At 56.1% G+C, this 21,286-nt stretch carries 14 protein-coding genes; 9 read left to right on the plus strand and 5 right to left on the minus strand.

Annotated features, from left to right (window positions below; translation table 11 throughout):
* Positions 1 to 76: 76 nt before the first annotated feature.
* Complete coding sequence (locus tag ACW8F6_RS08850; protein ID WP_491575496.1) at positions 77 to 2,470, plus strand: response regulator; 2,394 nt, start codon at positions 77 to 79, stop codon at positions 2,468 to 2,470.
* On the opposite strand, the gene ACW8F6_RS08855 is transcribed toward ACW8F6_RS08850, so the two are convergent.
* Together ACW8F6_RS08855 and ACW8F6_RS08860 are read right to left on the minus strand one after the other, a co-directional pair.
* Entirely contained in the window at positions 2,449 to 3,015 is a 567-nt protein-coding gene (locus ACW8F6_RS08855) for an isochorismatase family protein (protein ID WP_491575497.1), read from the minus strand. The two genes, ACW8F6_RS08850 and ACW8F6_RS08855, sit on opposite strands and share 22 nt — an antisense overlap.
* 178 nt (positions 3,016 to 3,193) lie before the next feature.
* Positions 3,194 to 5,305 (minus strand): dihydrolipoyl dehydrogenase family protein, encoded by a 2,112-nt coding sequence (locus ACW8F6_RS08860; protein WP_491575498.1) that lies wholly within the window; start codon positions 5,303 to 5,305, stop codon positions 3,194 to 3,196.
* A gap of 143 nt (positions 5,306 to 5,448) precedes the next feature.
* Between ACW8F6_RS08860 and ppk1 the strand changes: the two genes are divergently transcribed.
* The 7 genes from ppk1 (at position 5,449) to ACW8F6_RS08895 (ending at position 17,003) form a co-directional block, all read left to right on the plus strand.
* The gene (gene ppk1 / locus ACW8F6_RS08865; protein ID WP_491575499.1) at positions 5,449 to 7,524 is read left to right on the plus strand and encodes a polyphosphate kinase 1; all 2,076 of its coding nucleotides are present in this window, start codon (positions 5,449 to 5,451) and stop codon (positions 7,522 to 7,524) included.
* Between the two features lie 167 nt (positions 7,525 to 7,691).
* Positions 7,692 to 8,018 (plus strand): thioredoxin TrxA, encoded by a 327-nt coding sequence (gene trxA / locus ACW8F6_RS08870; protein ID WP_253358479.1) that lies wholly within the window; start codon positions 7,692 to 7,694, stop codon positions 8,016 to 8,018.
* Between the two features lie 382 nt (positions 8,019 to 8,400).
* Positions 8,401 to 9,660, plus strand: coding sequence for a transcription termination factor Rho (gene rho, locus ACW8F6_RS08875; RefSeq protein WP_491575500.1), 1,260 nt, complete (start codon positions 8,401 to 8,403; stop codon positions 9,658 to 9,660).
* 77 nt (positions 9,661 to 9,737) lie between these two features.
* Positions 9,738 to 10,553, plus strand: a complete 816-nt coding sequence (locus tag ACW8F6_RS08880) for a mechanosensitive ion channel family protein (protein WP_491575501.1) — start codon at positions 9,738 to 9,740, stop codon at positions 10,551 to 10,553.
* 48 nt (positions 10,554 to 10,601) lie between these two features.
* Positions 10,602 to 12,077: a 4-hydroxy-3-polyprenylbenzoate decarboxylase gene (gene ubiD, locus ACW8F6_RS08885; RefSeq protein WP_491575502.1), complete on the plus strand. Its 1,476-nt coding sequence runs from the start codon at positions 10,602 to 10,604 to the stop codon at positions 12,075 to 12,077.
* 3 nt (positions 12,078 to 12,080) lie between these two features.
* On the plus strand, positions 12,081 to 14,282 hold the full coding sequence (locus ACW8F6_RS08890; RefSeq protein WP_491575503.1) for a patatin-like phospholipase family protein: 2,202 nt from the start codon (positions 12,081 to 12,083) through the stop codon (positions 14,280 to 14,282).
* 57 nt (positions 14,283 to 14,339) lie between these two features.
* On the plus strand, positions 14,340 to 17,003 hold the full coding sequence (locus ACW8F6_RS08895; RefSeq protein ID WP_491575504.1) for an RCC1 domain-containing protein: 2,664 nt from the start codon (positions 14,340 to 14,342) through the stop codon (positions 17,001 to 17,003).
* A 15-nt stretch (positions 17,004 to 17,018) separates the two neighbouring features.
* Here the strand turns inward: ACW8F6_RS08895 and ACW8F6_RS08900 are convergent, their stop codons facing one another.
* Positions 17,019 to 18,461 carry a high affinity choline transporter 1 gene (locus tag ACW8F6_RS08900; RefSeq protein WP_491575505.1) on the minus strand — a complete coding sequence of 481 codons (1,443 nt, stop codon included), beginning with the start codon at positions 18,459 to 18,461 and terminating at the stop codon, positions 17,019 to 17,021.
* A gap of 306 nt (positions 18,462 to 18,767) precedes the next feature.
* Here ACW8F6_RS08900 and ACW8F6_RS08905 point away from each other — a divergent pair, with 306 nt between their 5' ends.
* Entirely contained in the window at positions 18,768 to 20,033 is a 1,266-nt protein-coding gene (locus ACW8F6_RS08905) for a TonB family protein (protein WP_491575506.1), read from the plus strand.
* A gap of 113 nt (positions 20,034 to 20,146) precedes the next feature.
* On the opposite strand, the gene ACW8F6_RS08910 is transcribed toward ACW8F6_RS08905, so the two are convergent.
* The gene (locus ACW8F6_RS08910) at positions 20,147 to 20,824 is read right to left on the minus strand and encodes a hypothetical protein (RefSeq protein ID WP_491575507.1); all 678 of its coding nucleotides are present in this window, start codon (positions 20,822 to 20,824) and stop codon (positions 20,147 to 20,149) included.
* Between the two features lie 72 nt (positions 20,825 to 20,896).
* On the minus strand, positions 20,897 to 21,208 hold the full coding sequence (locus ACW8F6_RS08915) for a hypothetical protein (protein WP_491575508.1): 312 nt from the start codon (positions 21,206 to 21,208) through the stop codon (positions 20,897 to 20,899).
* Between the last annotated feature and the right edge of the window lie 78 nt (positions 21,209 to 21,286).

Here is a 21,286-nt window from a genome sequence, read left to right on the forward strand (position 1 = left end):
GCGCACGCACAAGCCCCCTTGGGATGCCCCCCTAGGGAGGCGCCAAAAGCCCGGCCAGAGGAAACTGTCTGCACCCATGTTCAGCCTGACCCGCTATCGCCGCGAAAACCCCATCGCTACTCGTCTGCTGGCGCTGATTATTATCAGTAGCTCCGCCATGGCACTGTTCGCCATTCTGGTACAACTCTACGTCAGTTTTCACGACGATATAGACGCACTTAACAAGCGCCTGGACCAGGTGCGTATCAGCACCCTGCCATCGATTACCAAAAGTCTTTGGGGCTTTGACGAAGAGCAACTGAATGTGCAGATTCAGTCGGTACTGGAAGTGGAAGATGTGGCGCAGGTAACGGTGGTCTGGCGCGACTGGAACAATGTCGATCAAGCCATGACCGCCAGTTCCGGCAATCTGGAGGTAAACACCTCCGAGACCAATAGCCGGGGCACGCTGATTAAAGAGTACCCGCTCATTTATTCCGACCCAAATACTCCCGAGCAGGAACTGGGCACTCTAATCATCACCGCCAGCCTCAACAGCGTATACAGTAAATTGTGGGAACGCGCACTTTACATCGGCGTACTGCAAGGCACCAAAACCCTGCTGATCTCGCTGTTTATTTTGTGGCTGGTGCGCTCACTACTCACGCGACACATGGAAACCATTGCCCAGTACGCCCGCCAGTTAAGCCTCGACAACCTCTCGACACCGTTAAAACTCAAACGCCACAAAGATGAAGACCAGCCCGACGAGCTGGACAATGTGGTCAACGCCTTTAACCAAATGCGCAACTCACTATTGGAAGATATCGAGCAGCGCCAGGCTATCGAAACGGCACTGCTCACGGAAAAACAGCAAAAAATGGAGTCCGAGCGCCAAAAGGCAGTGGCCGAATCGGCCAACCGGGCCAAGAGCCAATTCCTCGCCACCATGAGCCACGAAATCCGCACGCCCATGAACGGCGTGATCGGCATGGTGGAACTCCTGCGCGACACGCCACTGAACAATACCCAGCAACACTACCTGGATGTAATTCACCGCTCGGGCGAAACACTGATCGACATCATCAACGATATTCTGGACTACTCCAAAATTGAAGCGGGCAAAATGGAGCTGGAGTCTGCGCCCTTCAATTTGGAAGATCTGCTAGAAGATTGTGTGCAACTCTTTGGCGCCACCGCGAACAAGCGCCACATCGAATTGATTGGCAGTGTAGCGCCGGGTACGCCATTAAATCTGCTGGGCGATCAAACGCGCCTGCGGCAAGTGTTGATCAATCTAATTGGCAATGCCTTTAAATTTACCAGCGAGGGCTTTGTCATCGTCGAGGCGCGACGCCTGCACCTACAGCAGGACGATACCCCCCTGATTTGTTTCAGCATTCGCGACAGCGGCATCGGCATCAACGACGAGGGCATAGCGCGCCTGTTTCAATCATTCAGTCAGGCCGACAGCTCCACTACGCGCAAGTTTGGCGGCACGGGTTTGGGCCTGGCCATCTGCAAGCGGCTGGCCGAAATGATGGGCGGCGAAATTGGTGTGGACTCCGCCGAGGGTGAGGGCTCAACTTTTTGGTTTACCGCGCACTTTACCGAAGCCGAGGATCAGGCCAGCCAAACCGCGGAAATTCCCAACCAGCTTATGCACGGCAAACACCTGCTGGTCGTTGAAGACAACAGTTACCTGGCGAGCATCATTAATCAACACGCCCGCAGTTGGGGCATCGAAGTACACCAAACGACCAATGCCGAACAAACCTTGGCCCTGTTGCAGTCGGATAAGCGCCCGCCGCTGGATTTTGCCTATCTAGATAACGACATGCCCGGCATAGATGCGCTTAAATTGAGCGAGCAGATCATTGCGCACATGGGCTGGCCGCTCCCCATCGCCATGCAAACCGGTGGCGATACCATGCCCGATGCAGAAAAGCTGGCGCAGGCCGGCATCCAACAAGTGCGCCGCAAACCGGTGACGCCCAAAAAATTAAAAATTATTTTGGCCAGCCTGCTGGGTCACGAAACCGACACTACCCAGGCCAAAGTGATCAGCAACAACAATCTATACGCACACCTGAAAGTGCTGGTGGCCGAAGATAACCAGGTGAACCGCATGGTGATCAAAGGTCTGCTCGGGAAATTCGGTATCGAGCCCACTATCGTTGAAAACGGCCGCAAGGCGCTCGAAGCCATTACCGCCCCCAATGCCGATTTCGATCTGGTGCTTATGGACTGCGAAATGCCGGAGATGGACGGCTTTGAAGCCACGCGCTCCATTCGCGAATACGAGCGCCGCAACATGTTGCCCGACTCCATTATCGTGGCGCTAACAGCCCATGCCATGCAAGAGCACAGGGAAGCTGTGTACGCCTGCGGTATGAACCACTACCTGAGCAAGCCCGTCACCGTAGAGGCACTCAAACAGGCTTTCGAAAAAGTGGGGCTGTTAAAAACTCACGCGCAGGCCATGATCTGATCACAGGTTTTTAGTGCGCAATACTCACCGGCTAAATTCGCTAAAAAAATGGCTTGCACCTGCTCTGAATCAATCACCTGGCCGGCCGCCGTTTGCAGTGCAGTGGCCGAACAGGCGTCGGTTGCCAGCACCACCTCATACCCCAAACCGGCGGCGTGGCGCACGGTGGCATCCACCGAGTGATTGGTGGTCACTCCACACACCACCAAACGCTCGCAGTGCAGTTGCTTGAGTTCGGCATGTAAAGCCGTGTTGATAAAACCACTGTTCGTGCGCTTGGTGACTACCCGCTCCTTGGCGCCCGTTTGCACTGCATATTTAAAGGGGAATCCCGGTCCGCGTGCACAGTAGCTTGAATCCGGCTGGGGCGACGAGTGGCGCAGGTGCACGATGGGCCAACGGCACTGGCGCCAGTGCGCCAGCAAGCGGGCAATCTGCGCCTCGGCCTGCGGCGTGCTGCGCGGCCCCAAGGCGGTCCATGCGGGTGCGTCAATCGCTTTTTGAACATCCACAATTAGCAGTGCGGCGGGCAAGGTGGCGCGCATAGCGACTCCAAAAGTACATCGGCCTGACGCACAGTGTATGCAACAATTGCGGTGCGAAACAATCACCTACCGGCTTACTGGCGACGGCCAACGCGCCAGGCGATTAGCTTTTGCGCAGGGTAACGCCGTTGTTATTTGGCTAGCCTGCGCGGGCATTGTCCGCGCCATCGACACATCGCTAGCGGCGCCAGCCGTGAAACTTTTTCACCCACGCCAGCAGCGCCTCGGGCGCGTGCGCACGCTTCCAATTACCTGCTAAAAATTTATTGGCCTCGCTCACAGTGGGGTAGATATGGATGGTGCCCAGAATGTCATTGAGGCCGCGCTTAAATTTCATGGCGCTGACAAATTCGGTAATTAAATCGCTGGCGTGATAGCCCACGATCACCGCCCCCAGAATGCGGTCCTTGCCGGGCTCGGTGAGCACCTTCACAAAGCCTTCGGCGGCCCCGTCGGCAATAGCGCGGTCCAGATCGTCCAGCCCGTAGCGCGTCACCTCGTAGTCGATGTGCTGCGCGCGCGCTTCGTCTTCGCTCAAGCCCACGCGGGCCACTTCGGGCGCGGTAAAGGTGGCCCAAGGCACCACCCGATAGTCCACGGCAAAGGATTTCAACGGACTAAACAAAGCGTTCACCGCTGCGTACCAGGCTTGGTGCGAGGCCATGTGGGTAAATTGGTAGGGACCCACCACATCGCCGCAGGCGTAAATATTGGGAAACCGCGTACGCAGCTTGTCGTCCACGGCCAGGGTCTGTTTATCGGTGAGGGCCAGGCCCAGATCCTCGGCGCCAAAGCCCGTCACATTGGCCTGCCGCCCAACTGCCAACAGCAGCGTGTCGTAGGCCAGTGCGTGTTGCTGGCCGTCCCGGCTGTAGGTCAGGCAATAGCCGTCCGCCTCCGCCGACACCGCCTCTGCCTGGGCACCGCAAATAACACGGATACCCTCGCGGGCAAAGACCGCCGCCACGGCTTCACCCACATCGCTATCCTCGCGCGGCATCAGGCGTTCAGCGCGGCCCAATAGCGTGACAGCTACGCCCAGCCTGGCAAAGGCCTGAGCCAGCTCGCAGCCGATCGGGCCTGTGCCCAGAATTAACAATCGGCCCGGATTGGCGCGTAGATCCCAAATGGTATCGGAGGTGTAGTAGGGCACCGCGTCCAAGCCGGTCAGTTTGGGGATCGCCGGGCGCGCACCGGTGGCCAGGATGATGGCGCGAGTGCGAATCACCTGGCCGTTGACCTCCACCTCCCAGGGCGAGCGCAGTTTGGCTTCGCCGGTAATACAGTCCACCCCCAGACCCGTGTAGCGCTCGATGGAGTCGTGCGGCTCCACCTGCGCAATAGCTTGTTGCACGCGCGCCATCACCTCAGCGAAATTCACCGCGGGCTGTACCGATTGCAGCCCGTACTGCTCGGCGTCGCGCAGAGTCTGAGCCACCGCCGCCGAGCGGATCAGCGCCTTGGAGGGTACGCAGCCGGTATTCAAACAATCCCCCCCCATCTTGTGCCTTTCAATCAGGGTCACCTTGGCCTTTACCGCCGCCGCAATATAGGCCGAAACCAGCCCTGCACTGCCGGCGCCAATCACGACGAGATTGGTATCGAAGCTGCGCGGTTTGCGGTAGGGCCGGTACACGCGCCACCGATTGATCTGTGCCACCAGTAATTTGGCGAGCCAGGGAAAAACCGCCAACAGCACAAACGCCAGTAAGATTTCCGCCGATAGCACTCCGCGCACGCTCAAGCTGTCCAGCTGTCCGAGCTCCGCACCGGCATTCACATACACGGCGGTACCCGCCAACATGCCCAGTTGACTCACCCAGTAAAAGGTCCAGGTTTTCACTTTGGTTAAACCAAACACCAGGTTGATCACAAAAAACGGCACCAGCGGAATCAAGCGCAAACTAAACAGATAAAACGCGCCGTCTTTTTCCAGGCCGCGATTAATGGTGCGCAGCTGTCGTCCGAACTTGGCCTGCACCCAATCGCGCAGCAGCAATCGCGACGCCAAAAAGGCCAGAGTCGCGCCAATACTGGAGGCAAAAGAAACAATCAGCAGGCCCCACCCCAAGCCGAACAGGCCGCCGGCGATCAACGTCAGTACCGCGGCGCCGGGCAGGGACAGGGCCGTGACCAAAATATAAATCGCGCCAAATCCCAGCGCCGCCAGCAGCGGTTGCTGGGCCAACCATTGGCGATAGACGTCGGGTTCTAGCAGCGACTGCCCGCCGGCGGCGTAAAAAATACCGATAGCCAGTGCAATGACGGCGAGCAAAATTATTTTTTTCATAAGGTCACAAATTATTCATTAAGTGGGTGTAGGATGCGGCTGTTTTGACGCGGCTTCACTATACTTGTTACAGGCGTGCTTGGATCACCCAGGCAAATCCTGCGCAGGCGCGCCCCTCACACCCTAGCAAACCCTGGTACCCCATGAACGATCTGGTCTGCGAATTTCTGGACAACCCCAGCTATTACCTCAACCGCGAGTTGAGCCACCTGCACTTTAACCGCCGGGTGCTGGACCAGGCCCTGGACACCTCGCACCCGTTGCTGGAACGCCTGAAATTTCTGCTGATCTGCTCGGCCAACCTGGATGAGTTTTTTGAGATACGCGTGGCCGGGCTGCGCCAGCGCATCGCCATGGAGCGCGAGATTACCGAGCTGGACGGCTCCAGCCCCCAGGAGGTCCTGGCCGCCATCAGCCAACAATGCCACGCATTAGTAGACGAACAGTACCGCATTCTAAACGACGTGATTCTGCCCGCACTGGCGCAAGAATCCATCCATTTCATCCCCCGCAGCCAGTGGACCGACGCGCAAATCAGCTGGGCCGATGCCTTTTTCGAGTCCGACATACTGCCCATCATCAGCCCCATTGGTTTGGACCCGGCCCACCCTTTTCCACGCCTGGTGAATAAAAGCCTGAACTTCATCGTATCGCTCGAGGGCCAAGACGCCTTCGGGCGCGAAACCGGTCTGGCGGTGGTCCCCGCGCCGCGCTCGCTGCCGCGTATTCTGAAGATGCCGGACGAGCTGGTGGACGGCGGCGACAACTTTGTCTTTCTGTCGAGCATCATCCACGCCAATGCCGATAAATTGTTCCCCGGCATGACCATCAAGGGCTGTTACCAGTTTCGCATCACCCGCAATGCCGATTTGGACTTTGACACAGAGGGCGTGGCCGACTTAGCCCGCGCCCTGCGCGGCGAGCTGCACTCGCGGCGCTTTGGCAACGCCGTGCGCCTGGAGGTAGTGGACGATTGCCCCGAGCCGCTCATCCATTTTCTGCTGCGCGAAACCGGCCTCAGCCAGCAGGAACTCTATCTAGTCAACGGCCCCGTGAACTTTAAGCGGTTGATGGACGCCGAAAAAGAGCTGCACCGACCCGACCTGCAGTACGCCCCCTTTGTGCAAACCATTCCCAAGGGCCTGACCCGCAAGGACAATATCTTTCAGGCCATCGCCCACCGCGATCAGCTGTTGCACCACCCCTTTGAGTCCTTTACCCCCGTCGTGGAGCTGCTGAGCCAGGCCGCCAAAGACCCGGATGTCCTGGCTATCAAGCAAACCCTCTACCGCACAGGTTCCAGCTCGCCCATCGTGGACGCGCTGCTCGAGGCGGCCCGCAACGGCAAAGAGGTCACCGCTGTGGTGGAGTTGCGCGCGCGCTTTGACGAAGAGGAAAACCTGGAGCTGGCCAGCCGTCTGCAAGAGGCGGGCGCGGTGGTGGTGTACGGCGTCGTGGGCTATAAAACCCATGCGAAAATGATCCTGATCGTGCGCCGCGAGCAGGGCAAGCTGCGCCGCTATGTGCACCTGGGAACCGGCAACTACCACTCGGGCAATGCCCGCCTGTACACCGACTACTCGCTCATGTCGGCCGACGAAGTCCTGGGCGCCGACGTACACATCATTTTCCAGCAGCTCACTGGCATGGGCAAAACCGAGCGCCCCCAGAAACTGCTCAACGCGCCCTTTACCCTCAAGCGCCAGCTATTGCGCATGATCGACCACGAAATCAAAGCCCAGGAAACTGGCGCCGAAGGTCGCGTCATCATCAAGTGCAATGGTCTGACCGAGCCCAAGATCATCCAGGCCCTGTACAAGGCCTCACAGGCTGGTGTGCAGGTGGACCTGATCGTGCGCGGCATGTGCTGCCTGCGGCCCGGCATCGCTGGCGTCTCCGATAACATTCGCGTCACCTCGGTGGTGGGTCGGTTCCTGGAGCACAGCCGAGTGTTCTATTTTGCCAACAGCCAGCCGGGGCTTTATTGCGGCAGCGCCGATCTGATGGAGCGCAACTTGAACCGGCGAGTCGAGGTGTGTTTCCCGGTTGAGGAGCCCGCCCTGGCGCGGCGCCTGCTGGCCGATTTACAAAACTACCTAAGCGACAACCGCCAGGGCTGGCAGCTGTGTACCGACGGCGGCTACCAGCGCCTAGAGGCCACCGACGGCGAGCAATTGGCATCGGCCCAACAACAGCTGCTGAGCGAACTGACCAAGTAGGCCAGCCATCTGACACCTTTAAATGGCATATTTTGCCCCCATTTAGGCTGTTCACACCTGAAATCGGGCCAGTGACTGCTTAGCCCGCTTGTACCGGCTAAGCTCTGACTTTATGATGCACGGCTAATGACTAGGTGTACAACCTTAGAACCTACGGAGAATTCCCAATGAGTGACGCTATCGTTCACGTATCCGACGCTAGCTTTGAAGCAGACGTACTCAAGGCTGAAGGCCCAGTTCTGGTGGACTTTTGGGCGGCCTGGTGCGGCCCCTGCAAAATGATTGCCCCGGTACTGGACGAACTGGCTGGCGAGCTGGCCGGCAAGATCACCATCGCTAAGATGGACGTTGATGCCAACAAAGAGACCCCCGCCAAGTTCAACATTCGCGGCATCCCCACCCTGATGATTTTCAAAGGTGGTCAGATGGAGTCCATGAAAGTGGGCGCTCTGTCCAAGTCACAGCTGGTCGAGTTCATTAACTCCGCACTGTAAGACAGCCGAGCGTCGCAAAAAAGCGGCGCTCAGTTTTTGCACTATCGGAAATTTGTGTTTATACTCAGCTCAACTTTGATATTCCCGTCTGTACCTTCCCCCGAACGCTATATAGAACAACGGCCTGACCGGCCATAAAACCGCTCGGACATACCCTGGGACAGCTACAGACAGTGGCATTGCGTTTACCCCCGAATACGCGCCGCCAAACACGCTTTTTTACTTTCGCTGTGTACTCTACTGACTTTTGAGTGACCTCCAATTAATTCAGCTATCTGTTTTATATTGAATATTTTTTTAACCTCATTTTTAGCGCAGAAACTCATAGCCGCTGATAGCCTGCGGTGACGAGTTCCCTTACCCCCCCATAAAGCACTTTCTTATGAATCTTACCGACCTGAAAACTAAACCCATCGAAGAACTGCTGGAAATCGCCAAAGGCATGGGCCTGGAAAATCTGGCGCGTTCACGCAAGCAAGACATCATTTTCAACATCCTCAAGCGCCACGCCAAAAGCGGCGAAGATATTTACGGCGACGGCGTGTTGGAAATCCTACAAGATGGTTTTGGCTTTTTACGCTCGGCAGACAGCTCTTATCTGGCAGGACCCGATGATATCTACGTATCGCCCAGCCAGATTCGACGTTTTAACTTGCGCACCGGCGACACAATTTCGGGCAAAATCCGCCCCCCAAAAGAGGGCGAGCGCTACTTTGCACTGTTAAAAGTTAACGACATCAACTTCGACAAGCCCGAGAACTCGCGCAATAAAATTCTGTTTGAAAACCTGACGCCACTGTTCCCCGACGACCGCTTGGTGTTGGAAGCCGGCAATGGCTCCACCGAAGATTTAACCGGTCGCATCATCGACTTGATCGCACCCATCGGCAAAGGCCAGCGCGGCCTGATTGTGGCCCCGCCCAAAGCCGGTAAGACCATCATGATGCAAAACATCGCGCAGGCCATTACCCGCAATAACCCCGAGTGCCACCTGATCGTACTGCTCATCGACGAGCGCCCGGAAGAAGTGACAGAAATGCAGCGCAGCGTGCGCGGTGAAGTGGTGGCCTCTACCTTTGATGAGCCGCCGGCCCGCCACGTGCAGGTTGCCGAGATGGTGATCGAAAAAGCCAAGCGCCTGGTTGAGCACAAGAAAGACGTGATCATTCTACTCGACTCCATTACCCGCCTGGCGCGCGCCTACAACACCGTAATCCCCTCCTCCGGCAAGGTATTAACCGGTGGTGTGGACGCCCACGCGCTGGAAAAGCCCAAGCGCTTTTTTGGTGCGGCGCGCAACATCGAAGAGGGCGGCAGCCTGACCATCGTAGCCACGGCCCTGGTGGATACGGGCTCCAAGATGGACGAAGTTATTTACGAAGAATTTAAAGGCACGGGCAACCAGGAATTGCACCTGGATCGCAAGATTGCCGAAAAGCGCGTATACCCAGCCATCAATATTCGTCGCTCAGGCACACGCCGCGAAGACCTGTTGATGAAAGAAGACGAGATGCAGCGCGTGTGGATTCTACGCAAGCTGCTGCACGACATGGAAGACCTGGGCGCCACCGAATTTTTGACCGACAAACTCAAAGATTTCAAGTCCAACGATGAGTTTTTCATGTCAATGAAACGCAAGTAAACTAAAAAGCCCGCTTCTGCGGGTTTTTTTTCGACATCCCCGTCAAACGCAACACCAAATAGTCTAAGGAGAGTCAAATGGAGTGGGTAGAACAACTGGAACAGATGGCCATTACTTACGGACCCAAAGCGCTGCTGTCCCTATTGGTACTGTGGGTGGGCTGGAAATTAATCGGCGTAGTGGTGAAAGTTCTCGATAAGGGGCTGGAGCGCAGCAACGCCGAAGTGACACTGCGCAAATTCCTTGGCAGTTTGATAAGCTCCATATTGAAGGTGATGCTGGTCATTAGCGTCGCCTCCATGATCGGCATCCAAACTACATCCTTTATTGCCGTACTCGGTGCCGCCGGCTTGGCCGTAGGCCTGGCATTGCAAGGCAGCCTGTCTAATTTTGCCGGTGGCGTTCTGATTTTACTGTTTAAGCCCTTTAAGGCCGGTGACTTCATCGAAGCCCAGGGGATCTCAGGTACAGTCAAAGACATTCAGATCTTTACCACCCGCATTCTCACCGGCGACAACAAACTCATTTATGTGCCCAATGGCCCACTGGCCAATGGCAATATCACCAACTACTCGGCCCAAAGTCACCGCCGCGTAGATATGGAATTTGGCATTGGCTACGACGACGACATCGACAAGGCCCGCGCCACCATCAGTAAGGTCATCAACGGCATCGACGCCATCATAAAAACCGAAGAGGGCCGCGAGCCGCTTATCGCCATTGCCGCGCTGGCCGACAGCTCCGTCAACTTCCGCGTGCGCGTTTGGGTTTTATCGAGCGACTACTGGTCGGTGTTCTACGCCATGCACGAGAACATTAAAAAGGCCTTCGACGCCGACGGCATTTCCATCCCCTACCCGCAGCGCGACGTACACCTGCACCAGGTCTCTTAACCGGCCGGCGCTTGTGCTAAGGTATTGCCCTCTCAGAGGGCAATACCATTGAAATATTCTGATCTGCGCGACTTCATTAACCAGCTGGAAAAACGCGGCCAGTTGGTGCGGGTAACTCACCCCGTAGACCCCCACCTGGAAATGACGGAAATTTGCGACCGCACCCTGCGCGCGGGCGGACCGGCCATTTTGTTTGAAAATCCCGTGGGTTTCTCCATGCCCGTACTCGCCAATTTATTTGGCACACCCGAGCGCGTGGCGCTGGGCATGGGAGAAGACAGCGTGGCGCAGTTGCGCGAAGTGGGAAAAATGCTGGCCTACCTGAAAGAGCCAGAGCCACCCAAGGGCTTTAAAGACGCCTGGGACAAGCTGCCCATCTTCAAACAAGTGCTCAACATGTCGCCCAAAGTGCTGACCAAGGCGCCCTGCCAGGCCAACGTCCAAGAGGGCGACGCCGTCGACCTGCACCAATTGCCCATCCAAACCTGTTGGCCCGGCGACGCCGCGCCACTGGTGACCTGGCCGCTGGTTATTACCCGCGGGCCGCACAAAGAGCGCCAGAACCTGGGCATCTATCGCATGCAATTGATCGGCAAAAACAAACTAATCATGCGCTGGTTGTCGCACCGCGGCGGAGCGCTGGATTTCCGCGAGTGGTGCGCAGCCAATCCGGGCCAAAAATTTCCCGTAGCCGTGGCCTTGGGCGCCGATCCAGCCACCATTTTAGGTGCCGTCACACCGGTCCCCGACACCCTGTCGGAATACGGCTTTGCCGGTTTGCTGCGCGGTGAGAAAACCCAAGTGGTGAAATGCGCCGGCAACGATTTGCAAGTGCCCGCCAGCGCAGAAATTATTTTAGAGGGCAGCATAGACCCCAACGAACTGGCCGACGAAGGCCCCTTTGGCGACCACACAGGTTACTACAACGAAGTCGACCGTTTTCCGGTATTTACCGTCGAGCGCATGAGTTGGCGCGACAACCCCATTTACCATTCGACCTACACCGGCCGGCCGCCAGATGAACCGGCAGTATTGGGCGAGGCGCTAAACGAAGTGTTCGTGCCCATTTTACAAAAACAATTTCCCGAAATTGTGGATTTTTATTTGCCGCCCGAGGGTTGCTCCTACCGCCTCGCCATTGTCACCATCAAAAAACAGTATCCCGGCCACGCCAAGCGGGTAATGATGGCGGTCTGGTCATTTTTGCGGCAGTTTATGTACACCAAATTTGTGATAGTCACCGACGACGACGTCAATGCGCGCGACTGGAACGACGTGATCTGGGCTATCACCACCCGCATGGACCCGGCGCGCGACACCACCCTGGTGGAAAACACGCCCATCGACTACCTGGATTTTGCCTCGCCCGTGTCCGGGCTCGGCTCAAAAATGGGAATGGACGCCACCAATAAATGGCCCGGCGAAACCGATCGCGAATGGGGCGAACCTATCACCCGCAATGAAGACGTGGTAAAAAAAGTGGATGCCATCTGGTCAGAGCTCGGCATACCGCTGAAGGAATAACACATGTTGCGATTGTTTGTTAACGCGCTCACCGCACTGCTGGTGAGCGCTGCCCTGTGCCTGCCTGCACAGGCCAAAGATGCCGATGGCCAGCGCATTGGTCTGGTACTGAGCGGCGGCGCCGCCCGCGGCCTTGCGCACATCGGCGTGATCAAAGCGCTCGAAGAACAGGGTATCGCCGTCGATGTGGTCACCGGCACCAGCATGGGCGCCATCATCGGCGCCATGTACGCCAGTGGTTACAGCGTCGAACAAATGGCAGAGCTGGGCACCCACTTGAATTGGGGCTACGCCCTAACCGATACCCCACCGCGCACCAGTCTGACATTTAGGCGCAAACAGGACGATCGACGCCACCTGTTGCGCACCAAGCTCACCGTCGTGGACGGCGCAATTCGCCTGCCAGCAGGCGTCATCGACGGCCAGAATTTGGACTTGGTATTGCAGGATATTTTTCATCACACCAACGATATTCAGCATTTTGATCAGCTGCCGCTGCCTTTCCGGGCTGTGGCCACGAATCTGGAAACCGGCGAGCAAGTAGTTCTGACCGAAGGTTCGCTCGCACGCGCCGTGCGCGCATCTATGTCGATTCCCGGTATGCTCACACCCGTGCACTACCAGGGCCACTTGCTGGCAGACGGCGGCATGGCTAACAATATGCCGGTCGATGTGGCGCGCGCGCTGGGTGTGGACCGCATTATTGCCGTCGATATCGGCTCGCCCCTCAGTAAAGCCGATGAGCTGTCGAACGTGTTTGCGATTTCCAACCAGGTCACCACATTCTTAACCATCAAAAACGTCCAGGCTCAGATTGCCGCGCTGCAGCCGCAGGATCAATTGATTCAGCCCGATTTAAATGGCTTAACGTCGCTGGATTTTACCCGCGCCGAAGAAGCCATAGAGTTGGGGTATCGCGCCACTATGGCCATTGCCGAGCAACTGGCAAGTTTCAGCCGCCCACACGCCGCGCCACGCCCGCCCATTGAATTAGCGGGCACACCCACCATCACGGCCATTAGCCTGGATAACAACAGCTACCTGGACGACCAGGCCCTGCTGAGTTTTATTCGCCAACGCACCGGCGAACCTTTTGACCGAGCTCAGCTAGAGGACGACATTAATACGCTTTACGGCTTGGATTATTTCAATTCTGTCAGCTATCAACTACACCAAGAGGCACGTGGTAAGCGATTGCACTTGATGGTCGAAGGCGACAAGCGTCGCAAGGGATTTTTGCGTTTTGGTTTTAACGCCAGCGATAATTTTACCGGTGACAACTACTACAACATCGCGCTGGCCTACAACCAAACCGGTATTAGCACCTACGGTGCCGAGTGGTTCAGCCATATTCAGTTGGGCAACGATATTGCACTAGCCTCCGAGTTTTACCTGCCGCTGCGCTATAAATCACCCATTTACGTGCTGCCCAAAGTGGCCTACGCCGCGCGAGACATCCCCCTCTACAACGACGACCTGGATCAGCAGCTGTTACTCCTGCGCGATAAGCGCGTGTCGGCCGGCCTATTCGCCGGCTACCAAGTGAATCACGAAATTGACTTAAGCCTTGGCCTGGGTGCCGCGCACGGGCTGATTTCACTTGAGGAAGGGCTGTCGGATTTTCAAAACGCCAACTACCAACACGGCTACGGCCAGCTTAGTTTTCAGCTCGACAGCGAAGACAATGTGTATTTCCCTACACAGGGTTCGCGCATTGACTTTAACCTGCGCCACTTTGATGAGTCACTGGACGCCAACGCAAATTACAACGAGCTGGAAGCCTACATTTCGCACGCGCAAACTTTTGGTAAAAATACCTGGATTGCACGCGCGCAAACCGTGCGCACCGACGGCGACAACGCCATCCCCAGCAGCAACTTTTTGCTAGGTGGTTTAGGGCGGTTGTCGGGCCTGGCGGACAACAGCGTCGTCACGCAAAATCACGAGCTGGCGGCGCTGTTTTACGTGCGCCTACTCAACTCACCACTGCTGGTGTTCGACACGCGCTACTACTTTATAGCCTCACTCGAGATGGGGCGCGCCTGGAATAATGAAGCCAGCGACCTGCCCTTCGACACCGGCCAACTCACCGCTGGCAGCCTGGGACTCGCCATGGACTCCCCCATCGGCCCCATCGTACTCAGCTACGGCTTTAACTCCGCAGACCGGCAATCGATGTATTTTTCCGTTGGAAAATCGTTGTAAGGGCTAATATTTTCACAGGACTAAACGTCAGTATTTTTAATAGAGGGAACTTCCTACATGGATGGATTTTTCAGTGTACTAGGCAGGCTATTGCTTGTTCCAACATTGGCACTTGGTGGCGGCTGCGGAGGCGGGGGATCTACCGGCAGCCCTAGCAGTACCGAACAACCCGCACCAGAACAACCAAACACCTTGTCAATTACTGCAATCGCTAGCGCAGGCGGCCAGATTACGCCCGCTTCCGTCCAACTCACCGAGGGTGGCTCTGCGACATTTACTATAATTCCAGAGGCAGACTATGAACTGACATCTATCCATGGCTGCAACGGCACACTAGAAGCCGATAAGTACCTAGTTCAAACAGTGGCCGAAAATTGTAAAGTCGAGGCGCAGTTTACGGCGCTACCGCCGGTAATAACCGCATTCGACGTTTACCCCGCGCACCCCAAGCCTGGGGAAAGCGTTTCAATATTCGCATCCTTCGCGCATGGCACCGCAGAAATAGAAGGCGTGGGCGCGATTAGTTCCGAAGAGACTATTCACGTCGGTCAAGTAGCACGCTCAACAACCTTTCGGCTAACTGTGACCGGGCCTGACGGCCAAACTACCAGAGCCAATCGACGCGTCGCAGGATTCCGTCATCTGGCAGCTAATCAGTCGCAATTTATTGCATTAAAAGATGATGGTACCGTCTGGTCCTGGGGCAGCGGTACTAATCCGAAGATATTCAGCAGTCCAACACATACGGCTATTCCCGCTCAAGTCATGGAAGTGGCTGCCAGTGATTACCACGGTTTGGCACTCACCGATACCGGCGATGTGTGGGCCTGGGGCCACCACTACTTTTCTGCAACAGGACAACAAGCCCCAGAATCTTCTGATACACCAATACTAGTTACCGCGTTAAAAGATATTGTGTCAATCTCAGCGGGTGGCATCAGCACGAGCAATAGTTTCGCTATTAAGGCTGACGGCTCGGTTGTGGCTTGGGGAATCAATACCTACGGAGAACTGGGCATTGGTCACACGGACCAAGTAACCTACCCAAGGATAATCCAGAATCTATCCAATATTGTTGAAGTCACTTCCCATACCAATTCAACCTTTGCCATTAGCCAAGCCGGAGAAGTGTGGACGTGGGGTAGAAATGATAGAGGGCAACTTGGTATTGGTCATAAAGAGGCGCAGTTAACACCTATGCGCATTGAAAACTTAACCAATATTGTGGATGTCACTACGTCCTTTCTCACGACCATTGCCGTGTCAAAAGAAGGCAAACTCTGGGGCTGGGGCAGCAACCACCTTGGTGAGCTTCCAGGCCTACCCCAAGGCGAAATCCTCGAACCAACGCCCATCGATCTACCGTTTTTTGTCGCAGAGGTAGAGCGCCAATTTAATCACACGTTAGTTCTGGACGCGGATGGCAGGCTATTCACCTGGGGCAACAACTACCACGGCCAGGCAGGTACTGGCAATACTTCAACAATCGTTACTCAACCCACCGAAATAGCTGCAATTCCGCCAGTTGAAGCTATGGCCACTAGTGGTAATAGCGCGGTTGCAGTTACTCGAGATGGTGAAATCTATGCCTGGGGAGATAACTCTGTAGGACTTGTGGGGGATAAAGCTTCACTGAGCCATTCGACACCACAACTTGTACCCAACTTAGCTCCGCAAAAACTCGCGGCAGGTTATTCTACTTCGTTTGCTCTGCTCACTGACGGCCGTGTGGCTATGTGGGGCGGGGAGTTAGATGATGCCTATGGGACTGGAATTTTAACAAGCATTTCCTTGCCAAGAGTTGTACCAACCTTAACTGACGTTGTTGCTCTCGACACAGGCTGGAGTACAGCCTCTGCACTCAAGTCAGACGGTACCGTTTGGTCTTGGGGGCTTGGTGTTTCGGGCGGACTGGGTAATGATTCTCGGAATTCTTCCTATGTGACACCAGTTCAGGCCAAAGGGTTATACGGCGTAAAAAAGATTGCTCGAGAAGATCACGTTCTTGCATTGGATGAGGCCGGCAAAGTATGGGCCTTCGGCAGAAATAATTCGGGGCAGATTGGCAACAACACAACTGACGACCAACTCTCACCCACGCTCATCAGTGCGCTACCTACTATCAACTCCGTCTTTACAGGTGGCAATTTCAGCATTGCTCTCGACATGCAGGGCAATCTGTGGACATGGGGAGACAATAGCTCGGGTCAGCTGGGTGATGGCACAACAACCAGTCAACTAACCCCCATTAAAAACCCCCATTTAGAGTCGATTGTTGATGTCGCCACTGGGCATGCATTTACCCTGGCACTTAAGGCGGACGGTTCGGTATGGGCTTGGGGAGCAAATGACAGCGGTCAATTGGGAATCGGCGGCACCGAAACCAACCTTGTCCCTGTACAAGTTTCAAACCTGTCAGGTATCAAGAAAATATACGCAAATACTAACCGCTCCTTCGCCCTAGATGACCAAGGTGCCATCTGGGCATGGGGTTTAAATTGCGGGAACACCATTAAGGAAGGCGCAGGCAATCAGTTAACGCCATATAAAATACCCATGGCGGCAAAGGTGACCGAACTGGCCGTTGGCACCTGCCATGTATTAGCCAATATGGATTCACAGCTCTACAGCTGGGGGTCAGACCTCGACGGCGAGCTTGGCCTTGGCAGACCGTTAATATACGCCACACCTCAGCTCGTCGAACCCCTGCGCCTGTGGTAGCCACACCAGGGGCTGTTAGCTCAGCCCCTGGTATTCCTGATTTACGATTGCGGGCCGATATAAACTGCCGCCAATTAAACAAGCCGTCGCCACCAAAAAGCCCACAAAGTGCGGCGGCATGGCGGCCTCGGGCGCGACAAATTCCAGCGCAATCCAACTGCCCACACCAGTCACTAATCCCAGCCCCACCCCAAAACTGCTAGCTTTCTTCCAGTAGATGCCGGCCATCAAGGGCGCCAGGGCCATGACCATAGTGACCTTGTAGGCGTTTTCCACCATGTGGTGAATGGAGGTGGACTGGCCCAGGGAATACAGTGCATAAAATGCCACCAGCACCGCAAAGACCACCACTACCACGCGGGTTAACCACAGAAATTGGCGATCGGAAAAATAGCCCTCGGGCATCAGCTCTTTAATGATATTTTCGGAGATAGTTACCGAGGGCGCTAGCATGGTGCCCGAGGCGGTACTCATAATAACCGACAGCAACGCGCCGTAAAAAATCACCTGCGCGTACAGCGGCAGGTGATTCAAAATCAAATTGGGTAAAATTTCCTGTGGATCTTTATCCAGCAGTTGCGCGGTCATTTGCGGGTCTACAATGAATGCCGAGTAGGCTAAAAAAATCGGCACCGCCGCAAAAAAGAAATAGACCACGCCGCCAACAACCGTGCCCCACACCGCTACGTTTTCATTTTTCGCCGTGTTGGCGCGCTGAAAAATATCCTGCTGGGGCATTGAGCCCAGGGCCATGGTGAGCAGGCCCGCGAGAAAGGTAATCACCGGCACCCACTCAAAGGCGGGCCAGAAATTAAACTTGCCGGCGGCCTGGGCGTGGTCGATCACGGGCCCAATGCCGCCGGTTAAATCCGACACCAGCCAGCCAATCCACAGCAGGCCCAGCACAATCACCACCATCTGAAAGGAGGTGGTAAATGCCACCGACCACATGCCGCCAAACAAGGTGTACAGGGTCACGATAAAGGTGCCCAACAGGATGCCCGTCTGCATGCTCACGGCGCCATCAGTCAACACGCTAAATACCAACCCCAGCGCCACCACCTGAGCCGAGACCCAGCCCAAGTAGGAAGCCGCAATAGCCAGGCTCACCGCAATTTCAATAGACCGGTTATAACGCTGACGGTAATAGTCGCCAATAGTCAACAGATGCATACGGTACAGCGGTCGGGCCAACAAAAGGCCAAACAGCACCAGGCACAAGGTCGTGCCGATGGGATCTGAAATCAGGCCGCCCAGGTCTTCGGCCATGAAGGTTGCCGGTATACCCAACACCGTTTCTGCGCCAAACCAAGTGGCGAACACCATGGCTATAACTACCAGCATGGGCAGACTGCGGCCGGCACTCACATAGTCTTCGGTACTGGAGACCTTGCGAGCGGCGTAGAGCCCCAGGCCCACGGAAATCAACAGATACAGGGCGACAAATTCCAGCAACATGGGCAATTCTCTCGTTATCAGGTGGGTGCAGCCGCCATTCGCCTGGCAGACGGTTAGTCTACCCAAGCGCCCGCGCCAGAACACTCCCCCTTTTGGTTAGAGACCGGGCGCTGGAAACATTGGACAGGGCACACCCACATTCTGGCCTAAAGGCGCCCCCTAGCAGGGCTCAGCTTGCACAAAAATTACTCAAAAGCGAAAATAAGCACACTCGTCTAACCTTTAGGCATGAAATCGCCAAAAGCTGCGTTGGCCGACGTCAACCGTTGCCCGACCACCCAGACCTCCGTCACAAAAGGCTATTGAATGAAGTTTTTGCAACTCTCACCCCAATTTCGCCAATTTGCGCTACTACTGGGCACCTTGTTAGCCCTCTGCTGCCTTGCGGCCCCGAGCCAGGCCCAAGTGAACCACTACAGCGCCTTAATCCAGGCCAACCAGCCCCAATTTGCCGCGCGCTTAGAAACGCCTGGTCAACCGGATGCCGCCGCGCTGCTCGGGCGCACACCTGCCGCCACCATGGAATACCGGATCATTTCCGAACGCATCAGCAATCGCCGCTTTTTTAAACTGCTGGCCGATGCCATCGCCGTCAACAGCGACGCCACGCTGCTCGCCAAAAATGCCGGTTATATCTCGCGCAGCCGCAGTGCCCTGCCTACGGAACTGCAACCCAACGACAGCCTGGTTTTTCAGTTTGACGGCACTAGCCAAGTAACCCTAAGCCTGAACGGCAGCCAACTGGCCAGCTACCCTGCACCGGATTTTTTCCGCATGCTGGTGGCCACCTGGGTGGGCGAAGTGCCCATTTCCAGCCGCTTTAAGCGCCAAATTTTGGGCCAGGAAAGCGCTTCAGAGGAGATTCAGGCGCTCTACGACAGCACCCAGGTTAGCGCCCAACGGCGCCAAGAAGTGGCGGCCCTAGTCAGTGCGGCCACTGCTGTTGTCGCCGCCCCCAAGGCGGCCGAGGTTGCTGCACCGGCAGCCAAAGCCGCGCCCAAGCCCGAGCCAAAGCCCCAGGTAGCCAAAGCGCCAGAGCCGAAGCCGGTACCTAAGGTTGCAGCGCCAGTTGCGAAAACAGAGCCCGCGCCGAAAACAGCACCGAAACCCGCGCCAACGCCCAAAGCCGAACCACAAGCGGCCAAGGCGGCACCTGCAGTCGCTGCACCCGCCGCCGCTGTGGTCGCCGCAGTGCCAGCGGCGGCCAAAACGCCAGTCAAGACTGCCAAGGTCGCCCCACAGCCCGAGCTAACCGAAGAAGAAGAGGCCACCCGCCTACTGGTGCGCCAGGAATACCTGAAAGGCTTAAACCGGGAAATTAATACCCACAAACACATTCCCCAGCGGGCCTTTACCCGCCGCGCAGAGGGCTCGGTGCGCTTGGCACTGGCGCTGGATAAAAACGGCCGCCTGCTGAAGGTGGAAATCGTGGAGCCATCCAAGCACAACATGTTTAACGAACAGGCTCTCGAAGCTGTGGGCAACGCTCAGCCCTTTAGCCCGCCGCCCAGTATTTTGGAGGCCGACCCTTTCGAGTTTGAAACCACGCTCTACTACGATTTGCCGCTCTAATCCCGCAACAGTGGCCAATTCGAATAACCAAGGCGAGCGCACGGCTCGCCTTTTTTGTGCTTAGCGCATGTGCTTCAGGCGTGTCTAGCGCGGACGCCCCACCGGCATGGGTGTTACAAGTACTCCACCCACTGCGCACAACAGGGCCCTACAGGAAAACCCCAATAATAGGGTTTTGCGACGCGAATTTGCGCTCCCGGCCGCACCGGAGTGCCCTCGGGTACGGCCAGATATTCTACGCCGTTACTGGCCCTTAGTGATTGCAGCACCAAGTAGTGGCTCGCCGCTTGCTGGTGCCCCGCCACAACCGTGCGCACCTCAACAACGGTGGTCTGAGGGTGATTGACACCCAGCAACCCCACACAGAACGCTAGGGTAAATGCCAGCCCAGTGCGCTTGGCTGGCCAGCCAATAGTGCCATAAAGAATGCACCAGCCCAGCGTACACACCAGCAACACCAACCCGTAAATAACCACGGCAAACATGGGATTTTGCTGCTGCACAAACACGATGCCATACACCGCCACTCCGCACACCAAGGCCACCAGCATCCAGCGCCAAAAAAGACCGCGCGCAAGCCAATGCATTAACTGCAACAGCGGGTAGCTAAACAAGGAGACAATAATTAGGCCAAATAGCAATGCGGGCATGGCCGCCATACCGGCATAGGTAGACTGCAAAGCTAATAGCGATCCCAAGCTCAGTGTCGGCAACAATAGTACCGCCAGCCAGAGCCGTGGCCCCGCTAAAGGCGCCTTGGCACTGAGCGGTTGAAACATTTGATCAGTCATGGCGAGCTCTGTTTTTATAACCGTGAGCCTGAGGCTTCTCATTACATCAGGCTAGTACAGCGCACCTTTGGTTCAATAGGGCGCGCCGAGTATCTCTAAAATTTCCCGCGTCTTTTCCAGCAATCGAATCAGGCGGCCGTCTATTTCAATGGTGATGCTGCCATCCTTTCCGAGCGGCACCACAACTCGGCCACGGGCATACAAGTCATCGTCCAGCCGATCACCTGGCTCGAGCTTTTTCGCCCATCCCGGTGGCAGCAATTCGCCCCGGTCAACTTTCTTTTGAAGCCCCGGAGGCAGCTCTTGATCATGACCTTTTTTTGCCGTACTGGGTGCACTTAGCACACTCAGGCAAATACCGATTGCAATGGCTTTATAGAACATGTTTTCTGTCTCGTTTATTGGTGTGCATTCATGATTACCGCGCACCGTGAATTCACGGCATATGCTAACGCAGCGACG

The organism is Simiduia sp. (genome assembly GCF_058345725.1).